The organism is Paenibacillus sp. GM1FR (assembly GCF_002803315.1).
In the GTDB taxonomy this organism is placed as follows: domain Bacteria; phylum Bacillota; class Bacilli; order Paenibacillales; family Paenibacillaceae; genus Paenibacillus; species Paenibacillus amylolyticus.
Genome location: NZ_MKZL01000066.1, coordinates 94998 through 109507 on the forward strand (window position 1 = coordinate 94998; position 14510 = coordinate 109507).

General features: G+C 45.5%; 14 protein-coding genes. All 14 read right to left on the minus strand.

Annotation, left to right across the window (positions count from 1 at the left end; translation table 11 throughout):
* Nucleotides 1-28: 28 nt before the first annotated feature.
* Entirely contained in the window at nucleotides 29-886 is an 858-nt protein-coding gene (locus PAEAM_RS29765) for an SDR family NAD(P)-dependent oxidoreductase (RefSeq protein ID WP_165790103.1), read from the minus strand.
* A 13-nt stretch (nucleotides 887-899) separates the two neighbouring features.
* A complete protein-coding gene (locus tag PAEAM_RS29770; RefSeq protein ID WP_481856149.1) occupies nucleotides 900-2078 on the minus strand; it encodes a thiolase family protein in 1179 nt (392 codons plus the stop codon).
* Nucleotides 2075-3580: an AMP-binding protein gene (locus tag PAEAM_RS29775; RefSeq protein ID WP_100529844.1), complete on the minus strand. Its 1506-nt coding sequence runs from the start codon at nucleotides 3578-3580 to the stop codon at nucleotides 2075-2077. The genes PAEAM_RS29770 and PAEAM_RS29775 overlap by 4 nt, the downstream gene beginning before the upstream one ends.
* Nucleotides 3577-5241, minus strand: coding sequence for an adenine deaminase C-terminal domain-containing protein (locus tag PAEAM_RS29780; protein ID WP_165790104.1), 1665 nt, complete (start codon nucleotides 5239-5241; stop codon nucleotides 3577-3579). The genes PAEAM_RS29775 and PAEAM_RS29780 overlap by 4 nt, the downstream gene beginning before the upstream one ends.
* 83 nt (nucleotides 5242-5324) lie before the next feature.
* Nucleotides 5325-6128, minus strand: coding sequence for an energy-coupling factor transporter transmembrane component T family protein (locus PAEAM_RS29785; protein WP_036668053.1), 804 nt, complete (start codon nucleotides 6126-6128; stop codon nucleotides 5325-5327).
* Nucleotides 6129-6130: 2 nt separating this feature from the next.
* On the minus strand, nucleotides 6131-6994 hold the full coding sequence (locus tag PAEAM_RS29790) for an energy-coupling factor transporter ATPase (RefSeq protein WP_036668054.1): 864 nt from the start codon (nucleotides 6992-6994) through the stop codon (nucleotides 6131-6133).
* Nucleotides 6979-7788 (minus strand): energy-coupling factor transporter ATPase, encoded by an 810-nt coding sequence (locus tag PAEAM_RS29795; RefSeq protein ID WP_036668055.1) that lies wholly within the window; start codon nucleotides 7786-7788, stop codon nucleotides 6979-6981. Before PAEAM_RS29795 ends, PAEAM_RS29790 begins: the two co-directional genes overlap by 16 nt.
* A 77-nt stretch (nucleotides 7789-7865) precedes the next feature.
* Entirely contained in the window at nucleotides 7866-8438 is a 573-nt protein-coding gene (locus PAEAM_RS29800) for a biotin transporter BioY (protein WP_036668056.1), read from the minus strand.
* A gap of 71 nt (nucleotides 8439-8509) precedes the next feature.
* Complete coding sequence (locus PAEAM_RS29805) at nucleotides 8510-9493, minus strand: zinc-dependent alcohol dehydrogenase family protein (RefSeq protein ID WP_100529846.1); 984 nt, start codon at nucleotides 9491-9493, stop codon at nucleotides 8510-8512.
* 224 nt (nucleotides 9494-9717) lie between these two features.
* Entirely contained in the window at nucleotides 9718-10047 is a 330-nt protein-coding gene (cyoD, locus tag PAEAM_RS29810) for a cytochrome o ubiquinol oxidase subunit IV (protein ID WP_036606914.1), read from the minus strand.
* Nucleotides 10048-10668, minus strand: a complete 621-nt coding sequence (cyoC, locus tag PAEAM_RS29815; protein ID WP_036606911.1) for a cytochrome o ubiquinol oxidase subunit III — start codon at nucleotides 10666-10668, stop codon at nucleotides 10048-10050.
* Nucleotides 10669-12639, minus strand: a complete 1971-nt coding sequence (locus PAEAM_RS29820; protein ID WP_036606909.1) for a cbb3-type cytochrome c oxidase subunit I — start codon at nucleotides 12637-12639, stop codon at nucleotides 10669-10671.
* 21 nt (nucleotides 12640-12660) lie between these two features.
* Entirely contained in the window at nucleotides 12661-13635 is a 975-nt protein-coding gene (gene cyoA / locus PAEAM_RS29825) for a ubiquinol oxidase subunit II (protein ID WP_036606906.1), read from the minus strand.
* A 318-nt stretch (nucleotides 13636-13953) separates the two neighbouring features.
* Complete coding sequence (locus PAEAM_RS29830; protein WP_036606904.1) at nucleotides 13954-14217, minus strand: hypothetical protein; 264 nt, start codon at nucleotides 14215-14217, stop codon at nucleotides 13954-13956.
* Nucleotides 14218-14510: the final 293 nt, after the last annotated feature.

Here is a 14510-nt window from a genome sequence, read left to right on the forward strand (position 1 = left end):
CATCAATTCGTATATTTCGGAAATAGTTCTACACTTTCACGTAGGCTGACAACACTTGCTCAAAGAGTTCGCCTGCTTCCCAACCGTTCTCCCTACTGGATTGGGTGGCAACTATACGGTGCTCTGGAGGGGACCACACACCGATCTTTCCACCATTAACAGAGAATATCTGACCGGTAACCCTACGGCAACGCGGCAGACATAAGGAAAGTATCAATTCGGCCACATCTTCCGTTGAACCTACTTTCCAGTACTCGGGAAACGACTCACCTTTCATTTCAGCGGTCTGCTTCGCCCGTTCGATATAGGGCATTGTCATGTCAGTACGCGCTGCGGGAGAAACTGCATTCACATTAATGCCATAAGATTCAAGTTCCAGCGAAAGTGTCCACGTCATGCCTATCAATCCGGCTTTGGCAGCACTATAATTTAATTGTCCGATCATTCCGGTCAAGCCCGCCACGGAGATCATATTAATAATGCTGCCTTCCCTTCGTTCCCTCATGCCCGGCAGAGCGGACCGGATACAAGCAAAGGCTCCCTTAAGATGCGAATTCAATACAAGATCCCACTCGGTTTCACTCATTTTATGGGCCATCTTATCGTGAACAACTCCGGCGTTGTTCACCAGGATATCAACTTTGCCGAATTCGCGAAGACCCTCCGATATGATGCGTTCACCACCGGCCATGCTTGCGACGGATTCAACGACCCCAATAGCGGTCCCTCCCTGATTCCGAATCAACTGAACAACGTCCCATACCCCACCTTCTTGTACACCGTTGACAACTATCTTGGCTCCTTCTTGTGCCATACGTATTGCGGTTGCACGCCCAATTCCGCGGCTGGAACCCGTAATGACTGCTACCTGTCCCTCTAACAACAAAGGCTGTTTCCTCCTATTCGCACTTCTCCCACAATGATGCAAGCCCGATCCCGCCACCAATACCCAGTGTTGTGATTCCCCGAGCCCCCTTTATATGCCTCATCTCGTTGAATAGGCGTGTAACCAGGATGGCTCCCGATGCACCGAACGGGTGTCCAAGCGCCAGTGCCCCGCCCCCCACATTAACAATGTGAGTTGAAATATGCAGTTCTCTTAAAGAGGCCAGAACTTGTGAAGCGAACGCTTCATTGAATTCCACAAGATCAATGTCTTCCATTGCCAAGCGATTTCGGCTGAGCAACTTGGTAACGGCAGGAACCGGACCGATACCCAAGTAGTTCGGGTCAACGCCCACTGCCACACTGTCGATAAATTTCATTAGTGGTGTAAGTCCTAACGATAATGCTTTTCCCATTGACATGATTAAAACGATAGCGGCTCCATCATTCAATGGACATGCATTACCAGCCGTCACTGTACCATCCTGTTCGAAAACAGATGGCAATGCTGCAAGCATCGTAAGTGTTGTATTCGCCCGAGGACATTCGTCTGTATGAATGATTCTAAGTTGCTTACCCTCCGGGATAGACAATGGAACGATTTCGTTGTCGAAACGCCCGCTTTGTATTGAAGCAATCGCTTTCCTATGACTGGAAAGCGCATATTCGTCCTGGTCCATTCGAGTCACACCGTACTTCTTAGCAACGTTGTTAGCCGCCTTCCCCATATCCGGATCTCCGATCCATTCCGGAGAGAATCGTGTGCGAGTGATTACTTGAGGTACTACACTCCCGTACAGAGACAAGGGTTTCTCCAATCTCCAGGGTGCACGACTTGTGCTTTCGACACCACCAGCCAGATACACTTCCCCGGCACCTGATTGAATCAGCCTCGCTGCTAAATGAATGGCTTCAAGACCAGATCCGCATTGACGATCAATCGTCACGCCAGGGACCTCTACTGGGAGTTTGGCTTGTAACGCGGATAACCTGGCGATGTTACCTCCCCCGCCTACTGCATTCCCCAATAGAACATCATCAATGTCACCGGGAGGGATGGGAATTTCGCTTAAAATGGCCTGAATGACTTCTGCAGCCAGTATCTCCGGCGGTGTCTCCTTAAACATCCCCCCGTATTTGCCGATTGCAGTTCGCTTCGCGGAAAGAATAACAGGAATCAACATATTGTTCATATCTTTATTTTCAGTAACTCGTTCAGTTTTGTTCGCGAAATCTTTCCACTCGTTGTATAGGGGAAGGCATCCACCCGTATAATTTCCTTTGGACACTTGTAGGTAGCAAGCTCACGACGGCACAATGATACAATCTCATCATCACTAACCTCGCTACCCATTCTGAGCTTGATAAGTGCGCTCACCTTTTGGCCCCAGTATACATCGGGTACACCTACAACGATGACCTCCTCAATACCTTCCAATGTTAACAACAGCTTCTCGATTTCCTCCGGATATATATTAAGCCCTCCGCTAATAATCATGTTTTTCTTTCGACCAACCAGATATAAATAACCTTCGGAATCTCGTGTTGCAAGGTCTCCCACAGTTGCCCATTCACCATGTACAACTTGGCTGGTTTCTTCCTCGGAACCATAATATCCGGTAAAGATCATCGGGCTCTTCACAAACAATTGTCCTACTGCGCCTTCGGTTACTTCCGTACTATCCGCTTCACGAATGGATACCTGCACACCGGCAAACGGTTTACCGATTGAATCAGGCTTATACCGATTTCCTTCCGGATCAAGTACTGTGACAAAGCTTAGCTCGGAGGCACCATAAAATTCATACAAACCTGCATTTTCAAATACCTCTTTCACCTTCCGTTTTGATTCTGGTGACCATTTATCACCTGACGTAATGAGAGATCTGACAGATGGCAGCGCAATAACTGAATCAGAAGCCATGAACGCTTTGTAGAGTGCTTCAAACATCGTAGGTACAAGATAAAGATGTGTAACCGCATGTGTTGCTAACGTCTCCAATACGTATTCCGCTCGGAATTTGCTTGTTAGATGGAATGTCCCGCCAATATACAACGTTTGAATGCACGCATATAACGTAAGTGAATAGACCAAAGAACCCGGCGCCAATACATGGTCTCCTGCATCATGCACGAATGTTTCACGCGCATATGCAAAGCTCTCGATCCATGAACGCTGAGAACGGAGATAGCCTTTCGGTCGTCCGGTCGTCCCGGAGGTATATCCCATGTAGAACAGGCTATCTTCAGTTGAGGATCGCTGTGGTTCGGCTTCTTCCCTTCTGAGAGAATGAGGTTCACCTGTATCCACAGTAATCACCCTTGTTGACGATGGAATATGAGGTATTCTGGCTTTGAACTCCACATCTATGACAAGCACACGAGGTTCACATTCATTAATAACCTCCGTCAGATTTGCATCGCTCCACTTGGGATCAAATACAGCAGCACACATTCCAATTTTGGTGGCTGCAAGAAAGTATTCGATCATCACGGCACTATTGTTCATCAGCAGGCCGACAAGAGGAAGTTCATCGGCTTCGAAATCTTCCTCAGTAGCCAGAATTGTATTTGCTGCCAGCTTTATTCCATGGTATAGCTCGGCGTACGAAATCTGCCGGGCATCATCAAAGATGGCAGTTTTCTCAGGATTCTGGGAAGCATGCATGCGTATCGCATCAGCCAGTAACATCATTTCACCTTCCTTACTGTATTAACTAAGGGGGTAGCCGGGAGCACTATCTCACCTGTTTTAACCAGATACAACCCTTTGTCCGATACACGAATATGCGGCAAATGTGAAGCTGTCAGAAATAAAAGAGAATACAGAGGATCACCAAATCGGTAACCGTGGACACGCATTTTCTCATTGAAATGATCCACACTAGCGCCGATTGATGCCACGCTCTCCAAGCTCATAGCTCCACTGAGAGGAAGAGGAATGTACAGTTGCTCCCCATCCACGAAATATACTAATATTCCTTCCCCGCGAACTTCCAACTCCTGAGATGCTTCGCGCATGACAGACAGAGATCGCCCAAGTAAAAGTGTATCGTTCGAAGCGTTGTAAGTACTTGCTAATGCCTTGATCCCACACGCTAAACCTTTGATTCGGGTGTTAATCACCCAACTTCCGTTAACATCCAGTAATGTCATCCAGTTCTCATCCGTTTCCAATTCCGCTCGGGGATCAAAATGGTACGATTGGGTGATGACATCGTTCACCAATTCAATACCGATGTCGGTTCGAGTTTCCATCTGGTCCAGCCTCAGGTTACCGATCGTTCGACGAGACGGAAAAGTGGAGCGCAACCAAGTGTGTATCTCTGCTTCATCTGGCTCTACTACTCGCCTTTGATTTTGGACCACCCACTCACCTCGTTGCAGGACATGCAGTGGATCAGGTTCATTTATGGAGGTTAAGACGTTCAAACAAGCCAGTCTGCCTGGTGCAATCCCGCCTAAGTCTTCATCCAGACCGTAATATACTGCCGGATTTAAGGTAGCAAGACGATAGGCATCCGCTACAGATATTCCCGTCTCCATACAGATCTTGATCATGCTGGCACAGCTCGTCCTCTCCACATAGTTTGGTGACGGGCCATCGCTGGTAAGCATCATTCGGTTCATATTGAACCGGGAATCACCTTTCATCCCTTTAAGGAGGTGTGGCAAATCAGGACGAATAGATGAGTATCGAAGAGAGGCGTATAGCCCCGCTTTTAATCGTCTAAGTACATCTTCGGCATGGAGAGCTTCGTGGTCAGCTGTGATGCCCGCTGCAGCCATAGTACTTATTTTTTCATAAGATACGCCCGGCAAATGTCCTTCCGCCCTCATCCCATGATGAGCCTTCGTTAGATAAAGTTGCTCTACCAATACTTCGTCGTTCGCCAGCAGTTTGGGCCATTCGGTCAGTTCCCCGCTCTGTATCACAAGGTTATGTTGTAGCCACTTGTCCATAGTCATTGGATCAGCTCGATCAGGACGGTCAATGTTACACCACCATAGGAACATATGGTGACTTGTCTCCTCCAGCTTCTCAATGAATGACAAAGCTTCAGTTCCTAGAAACGTTAACAAAGACAGATTATCATTAATGGACAAGACCGTACCCTTCTGTAACAGAGCTTCTCCCCATGTATAAGGATTGTACATTTGGCATGGGTGTGCATGAGGTTCAATATATCCTGGAACAACAACATGATCTTTCTCCAATTCAATGACCTGGGTCTGGTCTGAAGTGGGTAGTTCCTTGGCTCCAACGTAGGCAATACGACTTCCGGACAGATAGATATTCGCTTGTTCAACTTCCCCTGTGTATACGTTCAAGTAAGATGCCTGTCTAAACCACATTGTCGCAGGCTGATCACCTTTAGATACTGAAATGAGTCTGTGATATTCATGTAGATTTGTCGGGTAAATCCTCATAGCTTACCTCACTTTCGTAATGCCAACAAAAGTGCGAAACAAAAAATAGATATGATCAGCACTTGATAGTCGAGCTTTTTGAAAGCTAACGTTCTCAGTTGCGTTCGATTCATGCCAGGGCTATATCCGCGTGCCTCAACGGCCAGTGAAGCGCTTTCGGCTTTCTGGAATGCTAACAGAAGGATAGGGACTACAATTGGGATAAAACTTTGCAGACGACGAACGATATTACCGGAATTAAAACGAACACCTCTTGCCCGCTGTGCCTTCATCACGTTGTCGGTTTCATTCAAAAGGATTGGAATAAAGCGGATCGTCCACGAGATCATCAACGCAAATTCCTGTGTAGGAACACCCAACCGCTTGGCAGGCTTCAACAGATCTTCAATAGCCTGTGCGAGATCACCCAGCTTTGTCGTAAGTGTCAACAATGAAGCCATGACGAGAAGAAGAATGATGCGAATGGCTATATTACCTGCTTTAATGACACCCTCCTCGTAGATCGAAAACACTCCCGCTTCAAGCCATAACTGCCCCCCTTGTGTCAGAAAAATGTGAAACACAGATGTGACAATGACTATTAGCCAAACAGGTTTCAATCCTCTAACAATATAGGAGGGTGGTATTTGCGATATAGTGACTACACACACCACAAACACCGCAGACAATACGTATGAAAGCCATGAGTTCAACAGCATGACAGACAACATGAACAGGAACGCGATGACGAGTTTAGCTCTTGGATCAAGCCGGTGAATGATGGAGTTTCTGTGGACATACTGACCAATGATAAAGGATTGAGATAAGGACATAACTACAATTCCTTCCTCTGAAAAAAATCAGCAATATATGACAAAATCCATTCTTTCTTTACCGACTCCAGCTGCAATTCAACGTTCAATTTTACATTTATGGCTTCCACGAGCTGGAGCGCTTTAGGCAGCTTTAATCCCATATCTTTCAACTCAACTTGATATTCAGTGAACAATTGGAGAGGAGTCGTATGTCTTTGCACTTGACCACGTTCAAATATAATCACTTCTTCGGCGTACTCGGCAACAGTCTCCATATCGTGCGTCACCATAATGATCGTACTCCCCTGTTCCTGCTGCCAGGAACAAAAGAGTTCCATCAGCTGCTCTTTCCCTTCCGAATCCAACCCTACGGTTGGCTCGTCGAGAATAAGCACCTCCGGGTTCATCGCTAACACACTTGCAATTGCCACTCTCCGCTTCTCTCCGCCACTTAATTCAAACGGTGATCTATTGCAGAAAGATTCGTCCAGACCTACCATGTGTAATGCATCCAAGCATGTACTACGAACTTTTTCAGCTGACCAGCCCAAGTTCTTGGGACCAAAGGATATGTCTTTTATTACCGTATCCTCGAATAATTGATGCTCCGGAAATTGGAATACAATACCCACTTTATCGTAGAGAACGTACGTTTTCTTTCGATCGGTTGTCATTCGAAAATCCCCTATATCAACTGTTCCATTTGTAGGTTGCAGAAGCCCATTGAGCAGCTGTACAAAAGTTGACTTGCCAGATCCCGTTTTTCCCACAACAGCAAAAATGCGATTATCGCCCATGGTGAGTGTAATGTTGCTCAATACGTTGTTCTCCAGTGGTGTTCCAACATGATACGAGAAGTCCACTTCTTTTAGTGTAATTTGCATAAATCATCCACCAAATCTTCCAGAGTGAGTGCCGAAGAAGAGTGTAGCCCCTTCCGGTTCAGTGCCTCTCTTGCCTCGACAATAAAAGGAGCCGTTATCCCGGGAAAACGCCAGTATTCGCCCTGAAACAAGGCCTCGGGCGATCCATCATAACAAATGTCACCCTGATCAAGTACAATAACCCTCGAAGATGCTGCAATCTCCTCTAAGTCATGCGTAATTGTTACAATCGTAATTCCTTGTTTATGCAACTCTCCCATCAGCAATGCAATCTGATCTTTGCCTTCCGGGTCGAGCATTGAGGTAGATTCATCAAAAACAATAACTTCTGGTCCCATAGCGAGAACTCCCGCAATAGCGATACGCTGTTTTTGCCCTCCTGATAACGAATATACATCAGAATTATAATAATCCAGCATCCCCACTTGGCTCAATGCCTCTGTTACATGACGCTCGATATCTTCAGTAGGGACACAAACGTTTTGCAGGCCGAAGGCGATATCTTCAAACACTGTAGATGCCACAATTTGATTCTCTGGATTTTGAAAGATCATTCCAATTCTCTGACGAATGATACTTAAATCATCTTCATTGGATGTCACATAATCATTAAAAGTTACTTGGCCTGTGGTTGGAAGGAGTAACCCGTTCATTAACCTAGCTATGGTGGATTTCCCTGCTCCATTCCTTCCAGCAAACGCCACATATTCACCAGAACGAATATGAAGGTTAATATCGTTTAACATTGTTGCTCGGTTTGCATAACCAAACGTTACATTGGAAAAATGAATCACTGTAGTACCTCCATCACTTGGCGCGATTTACTTGTATAGAAGTGCTTAAGAATGTGCAGTCTCTGAATATCATAATGTTAGACCCCCGGAGTTTGCCTTTTCGTATCCTGGATCATTGTAGGACTTACCTTGAGAATTCTAACAGCAATAAGTGAAGCAAGCACTGCTTTGAGCAGGTCACCTGGAATGAAAACAAGGTTGCCTATGATAGCCTGTGTAATTGGTACATCCGTTATAAAGGACAGGAATGGAATACCCACTGCATACACAACAAGGATTCCGCCCACGATGTTGCTCAGTAGAAAGTTCCAAAATTTAATGCCTGCAACGGATGTACGTTGAACTAACAACCCAATCACAAAAGCAGCAATCGGATAACTAAGAACATACCCGCCTGTAGGTCCAACCAGAACACCCAAGCCCCCTCTGCCACCGGACAACAATGGAGCTCCTAAACCGATCAGAACAACAAAGAGCAAGAGACTTACCCCTCCCAATCGAGCACCAAGGATACTGCCTGCCAGCATCACGCCCAGCGTTTGGACTGTAATTGGCACAGGTATAAATGGTAGTGGAATCGGAGGTAACAGTCCAAGTACTGCAATAACAGCTGCCATAATCGCAGTAAACATCATATCTTTAATCTTCACAACAAGGCCCCCAATATGAATTAGTTATTAACTACGCATCCTTTATGTTGAGTTTTTCCAAGTCTTATGTACTACTGTATTAAGAGAACCTTCCCCTCGATACCCGATTCAGCCGCTGCAATAGCCTGTTGTACATTCGTTAGTTCATACGTCGCCCCAATGTTTGTCATGACAAGCCTCCCTGCTCTGACCAACTCCATTACCTCATGAAATACCTGTTCCCAGCGTTCTTGCGTACAGCGTTCCACCCAATGTTTTAACCAGAAAAGTTTCACATGAACTTGTGTTCCCCGGGTTACTTCATGCCATAACGGTGTGATCCCCGAAAGCAGTCCTACACTGATGACCGTCCCATTTGGCTTAAGGCAACTCACCAACTGTTCCCCATCTGTCCCTCCAATACAATCCACGGCTGCATCAGCACCGCACCCCTCTGTTAATTCCGTGATTCTAGCCTGTAGCAACTCTTTCGTTGTATTGATAACAGAAGCTGCTCCAAGACGATACAGTTCAGCAGTATGACGATCATCTCTCGTAAGCGCAATCAATTTAAATCCATAGATTTTTGAGATCTGTGCAAAGATTCGCCCGATTGCAGATCCCCCTGCATTCACAATCAGGGTATCACCATACGTAAGCTTAAGCACCTCTGTACAGATCAACCAAGCCGTAACCGGATTAATATAGAGCTGACTTGCTGAGTGATCATCGATATCATTCGGCACAATAATCGTATGTTGCTCCAAAGTCTTCACGACGTCCTGCCAAGTATTCTCACCTTTTAGTGGCAAGACACGGCGACCCAACATTTGATTGGAAACTCCCGGCCCTACTGCTTCTACCACCCCCACACCCTCAAACCCGGGAACAGCTGGTAATCGGGTACGATGCGGGTAAGCTCCTCGAACAGGAATAATATCGGAGGGATTAATAGGTCGAGCATACATCCTCACTGCTAATTCACCGGGGCCAGGGGGTATCACATCTTTTTCTTCCATACATAACACTTCACTTGGTTCGCCAAAACGATAATAACGGATTACCCTTGCTTTCATTAGTACATCTCCTAAAATAATTTTGCTAAAATTGCTCTAACTAAAATATTGAATATATTTCCAGAGTGTATAACAATAGTATCACTGGTAAATTATTTCATCAACGACTTATTATGATATAATCCAACTTTTTTTTCATTAAAATATGCGATAACTTCTGCTTAGAAAAAAAAGAGCCCCACAACCTTGAATTCCAAGGTCGTGAAGCTCTTTCATCATATCAATTAATGTGCAACAGCATTGTTAAGCATAATCCAGATCGAACCAATTACGATGGTCATCATAATCAGCAAACCGAAGATAAGAGCCATCACATTCCAGCGTGGTTTCTCTGTTTCACGGATATGCATGAAGAAGAAGAGTTGAACCACAAACTGAAGTGCTGCCGTGCCAAGAACAACAATGAGTGTTCCTGTTCTTTCCATCATATCATTGAGAACCACCACAAGTGGAATGATTGTCAGAACGACGGACAGAATGAAGCCGATGACATAAGACTTCAGTGAACCATGTTGCTCATGACCGTGGGAATCATGTGAGTTGTGCTCTGACATCTACATCACCCCCATGAGATAGACGATCGACAGGAGGAAAATCCATACGACGTCCAAGAAGTGCCAGTACAAGCTGATGACGTTAATTTTACCGCGAGTAACATCGGTAATACCACGTTTTTTCAGTTGTAACATAAGTCCAATCATCCAGATCAGACCGAGCGATACGTGAAGTCCGTGAGTTCCCACAAGGGTGAAGAATGCGCCAGAAGCAGCACTCGTTGTAAAGCTGAACCCTTCGTGAATCAACTCAATAAACTCATATACTTCCAGTGCGATAAAGCTTGCACCCAGAACGGCTGTAACTGCCAGCCAACTGATTAATTGTTTTACTTTGCCTTGATTCATCGCCAGTACGGCTAGTCCGCTCGTAAATGAACTTGTGAGCAAGATAAACGTTTCGGCAATAACACCAGGCATTTTGATCAATTCAGACAAAATCGGTCCGCCCGCCGTATTGTCACGCAACACAATGAAGGTTGCGAACAATACGGAGAACAGGATAACGTCGGAAATCAGGAAGAACCAGAAACCGAGAATTTTCATTTCCTGTGGATCATGATGTCCATGGTCGTGACCATGTGCATGATTCTCACCGTGCTTAGCGGCTGCTTGAGCCATCTATACCGACCCCCTTAACGACGCTTCGGTACGTTTAATTTCGTCAACCGGAATGTAATAATCCGTATCATATGAGAATGAACGGGCGATCATACAGATCCCTACGCCAGCGAGTCCGAGAATTGCCATCCACAACCATCCGAAGACAAAGCCGAAACCGGCGATGAACCAGAAGACAGACATGATGAACGGAATTCCAGAGTTCTTCGGCATATGAATCGGCTCAAGCGGTTGCTCTGGCGGATAGATGCCTTTGGCACGACGTTCTTTCTCTTCCCACCACTCATCAATATCATCTCCGCGCGGTGTAACGGCGAAGTTGTATTCAGGAGCTGGTGAAGGAATTGACCACTCCAGCGTACGGCCATCCCATGGATCGGCGGAAGCTTTGAGTGATTTGTATTTGCGAATACCGTCTGCGATTTGTGCAACTTGGAACAGGAATCCGACACCCATCAGGAATGCCCCGATTGTGGATACGAAGTTCAGTTCCCACCAGCCAGTATCCCAGCCGTATGTGCTCAGACGACGTGTCATACCCATTAGACCGACAGCGTACTGCGGCATGAAGCAGACATAGAAACCAATATTCCAAGTCCAGAATGCCCATTTGCCCAGTTTCTCTTCGAGTTGGAAACCGAACATTTTAGGCCACCAGTAGTACAGACCTGCGAAGTATCCGAAGACAACGCCACCGATCAATACTTGGTGGAAGTGGGCAATCAGGAAGTAACTGTTGTGGAACTGGAAGTCAGCAGGAGCAACGGATAACAGAACGCCTGTCATACCCCCGACAATAAAGCACGGGATAAAGGCAAGTGTCCACATCATCGGAGTCGCCATGCGAATCCTTCCTCGATACATGGTAAACAGCCAGTTGAATATCTTAACCCCTGTTGGAATAGCAATCAACATCGTAGTTACGGCGAAGAATGCATTCACGTCTGCTCCGGAACCCATCGTGAAGAAGTGATGCGCCCATGTGAAGAAGGACAGGAAGCTGATGATCAACATCGCGAATACCATCGATTTGTAGCCAAACAGTTTTTTCCGAGAGAAGGTACTTACAATCTCGGAGAAAACACCGAATGCCGGCAAGACGACAATGTATACCTCAGGGTGACCCCACATCCAGATCAAGTTGATATACATCATTGGGTTACCGCCCAGATCAAGTGTGAAGAAATGCGCCCCGGCAAACCTGTCGAGGAATAACAATGCAAGTGTCACGGTCAAGATCGGGAAAGCAAACAAGATAATGATACAAGTGGAGAATACCGACCATGTGAACATCGGCATTTTCATCCATCTCATGCCTGGCGCACGCATTTTAATGATGGTAACCAGGAAGTTGATACCGGTAGCCAAGGAACCGATACCCGATATCTGTATACCCCATATATAGAAGTTCTGTCCTACCCCCGGACTGTGTGACAGCTCCGATAGAGGCGGATAACTCAGCCATCCTGCATCCGGTGAACCACCGATAACAAATGACAGGTTAAACAGCATTGCTCCCAGGAAGAATAACCAGAAGCTCAGTGCATTCAGGAACGGGAACGCAACGTCCCTTGCTCCGATCTGTAATGGCACGATAACGTTAAATAGACCAAACATAAATGGCATCGCCATGAACAAGATCATGATCGTACCGTGAGTTGTAAAGACCTGATTATAATGCTCAGGATTCAGAAATTCATTGTTAGGCATAGCTAGCTGAAGGCGCATCATTAGCGCATCCACACCACCACGGAACAACATGATAATGGAAGCAATGATATACATGATACCGATCTTTTTATGATCGACAGTCGTTAACCAGTTACGCCAGAGCCAGCCCCATTTTTTGAAATAAGTTAGCACCGCTACAATAGTAATCATGGTAATTCCGATAGCTACCATCGCACCATAAATGAGCGGATCACCGGTTACGAAAAACTCCGATGCAAACTCTTTAAGTCCCTCTAACATTGGGGGCCTCCTTTCGAATCTTTAGTTAGCACTCTTGTCCTCGTCTTGATTGGACGTATCAGTTGCATTTTGAATGGCTCCAGAAGCTTCTTTTGAAGTTCCATGCTTACTGTGAGCACTTTGACCATCTACTACATACTTGGTCACAATATTTTGGAACAATCCTTCTGGGAAGGCAGAATAATAAGCAACGTTGCTTGTGCCTGGCTCAGCCAGTGCTTTGTAACCTTCTGTAGTCAACGCCTGAGAACTCTGTTTCACTTCAGCTACCCAATTGTCAAAATCTTCGTCCGATGTAGCATTCACATCAAAACGCATTTCTCCAAAATGCTCACCTGTGAAGTTAGCGCCTGAACCCCAGTACTTGCCTTCATGATCTGCCTGCAGATACAAGGTCATCGCCATACCCGACATCGTATAAATCTGTCCTCCAAGTTGCGGAATCCAGAATGAGTTCATCGGTGAATCCGCAGTGAGTTCAAATTTCACGGGCCGGTCTGCCGGAATATTCAACGTATTAACCGTTGCAATTCCTTGTTCTGGATACATAAACAGCCATTTCCAGTCCAGTGAAGACACTTGGATGGTAATTGGTGCTTTCTCGTGAGCCAACGGCTTCGAAGGTTCCAGAACATACGTGTAACGAATCGTTACAATTGCAAGTATTCCAATAATAATAATTGGAATGGTCCACCATACAACCTCCGCTTTGGTGCTATGAGCCCAGTTAGGTTCATATGCTGCTTTGTTGTCCGGTTTCTCACGGTAACGCCATACGATTACGGCAGCCAAAATGAGTACTGGCACAATAATGACAGCACACAAAATTGTCGAGATGACAATCAAATCTCTCTGCGAAGCGCCGATTGGCCCCTTCGGATCCAGAACAACGTACTGTCCGCCTGCCAGCATTGGCCAGACAATCAATGCAATTGTAACCAACGTCAGGACAACCGGAATGATAATCCGGATTAGCGACCTAGGTTTCTTGTTCATTTTGATCCCCTCTCCTTAAATTCGCTCATACTGAAAAATCAGTATACTACTCTCTTCCTACTAAAGATATCAGAAATGAACAACTTTTTTGTTCTTGTTAACAAATTTGTCGATTTTACACCTTAAATGTGTGAATTTTTTCTCACAAATCGCTTGCATGCTTGATATTTGTACTTCGTAATCTTTACACATCAAGTCACAAAATAAAACCCTTTGCAGTCCCGTTGAACAGTGTCAACGAATCCGCAAAGGGCTTTATTGACTGGATTCCGGGAACTCATCCAGTCTTATTATGAACGAATTAACGCAGGATTATAATCAATCGGCGCCTTCGTCTTCCCGGCGTGTATGAACAAGGCCAATCGCTTTGGCAATAACGTAAATAAACACACTACCTACAAGGAATCCAATACCAACCATCAAGCCAAGATTACGATCATTAAATTCGTTCAGATTGATCAGACACATGATCACTCCCGTAATGAGTGCGACCCATGCCAGAACTGTCATCGTCAAGACGGCGCGCCGCATATTTTTGTCTTTGCGCTCCAATTGGCTAACCATTGCTGTCTTCGATGCCATAGTAAACACTTCCTTTTCCCTTTTTGTAAGTGCTTTCCTTATACCAATATACCACATCAGTATGATTTTTAGTCAACAAATGTTCAAATTTTCTTCGCAATTTGGACACTTTATTTCAAATTTATCCGTTGACAAAACATTATTCATTTCTTTCTTACTTCTTATAACCCAAAAAACGTCTCTTCATAACAGGAACCGCACTTGACCTTATGAAACCTTTATGAACTACTCCTTTCCAACGGTAAAAATACAAAAAAAAGACGGCACATTGGAATACTCCAATGTTACCGTCG

Coding starts and splice junctions, on each gene's coding strand:
- PAEAM_RS29770 (WP_481856149.1), bottom strand. CDS start 2,078: ATGAACAATATGTTGATTCCTGTTATTCTTTCCGCGAAGCGAACTGCA.
- PAEAM_RS29775 (WP_100529844.1), bottom strand. CDS start 3,580: ATGATGTTACTGGCTGATGCGATACGCATGCATGCTTCCCAGAATCCT.
- PAEAM_RS29780 (WP_165790104.1), bottom strand. CDS start 5,241: ATGTGGTTTAGACAGGCATCTTACTTGAACGTATACACAGGGGAAGTT.
- PAEAM_RS29785 (WP_036668053.1), bottom strand. CDS start 6,128: ATGTCCTTATCTCAATCCTTTATCATTGGTCAGTATGTCCACAGAAAC.
- PAEAM_RS29790 (WP_036668054.1), bottom strand. CDS start 6,994: ATGCAAATTACACTAAAAGAAGTGGACTTCTCGTATCATGTTGGAACA.
- PAEAM_RS29805 (WP_100529846.1), bottom strand. CDS start 9,493: ATGAAAGCAAGGGTAATCCGTTATTATCGTTTTGGCGAACCAAGTGAA.
- cyoD (WP_036606914.1), bottom strand. CDS start 10,047: ATGTCAGAGCACAACTCACATGATTCCCACGGTCATGAGCAACATGGT.
- cyoC (WP_036606911.1), bottom strand. CDS start 10,668: ATGGCTCAAGCAGCCGCTAAGCACGGTGAGAATCATGCACATGGTCAC.
- PAEAM_RS29820 (WP_036606909.1), bottom strand. CDS start 12,639: ATGTTAGAGGGACTTAAAGAGTTTGCATCGGAGTTTTTCGTAACCGGT.
- cyoA (WP_036606906.1), bottom strand. CDS start 13,635: ATGAACAAGAAACCTAGGTCGCTAATCCGGATTATCATTCCGGTTGTC.
- PAEAM_RS29830 (WP_036606904.1), bottom strand. CDS start 14,217: ATGGCATCGAAGACAGCAATGGTTAGCCAATTGGAGCGCAAAGACAAA.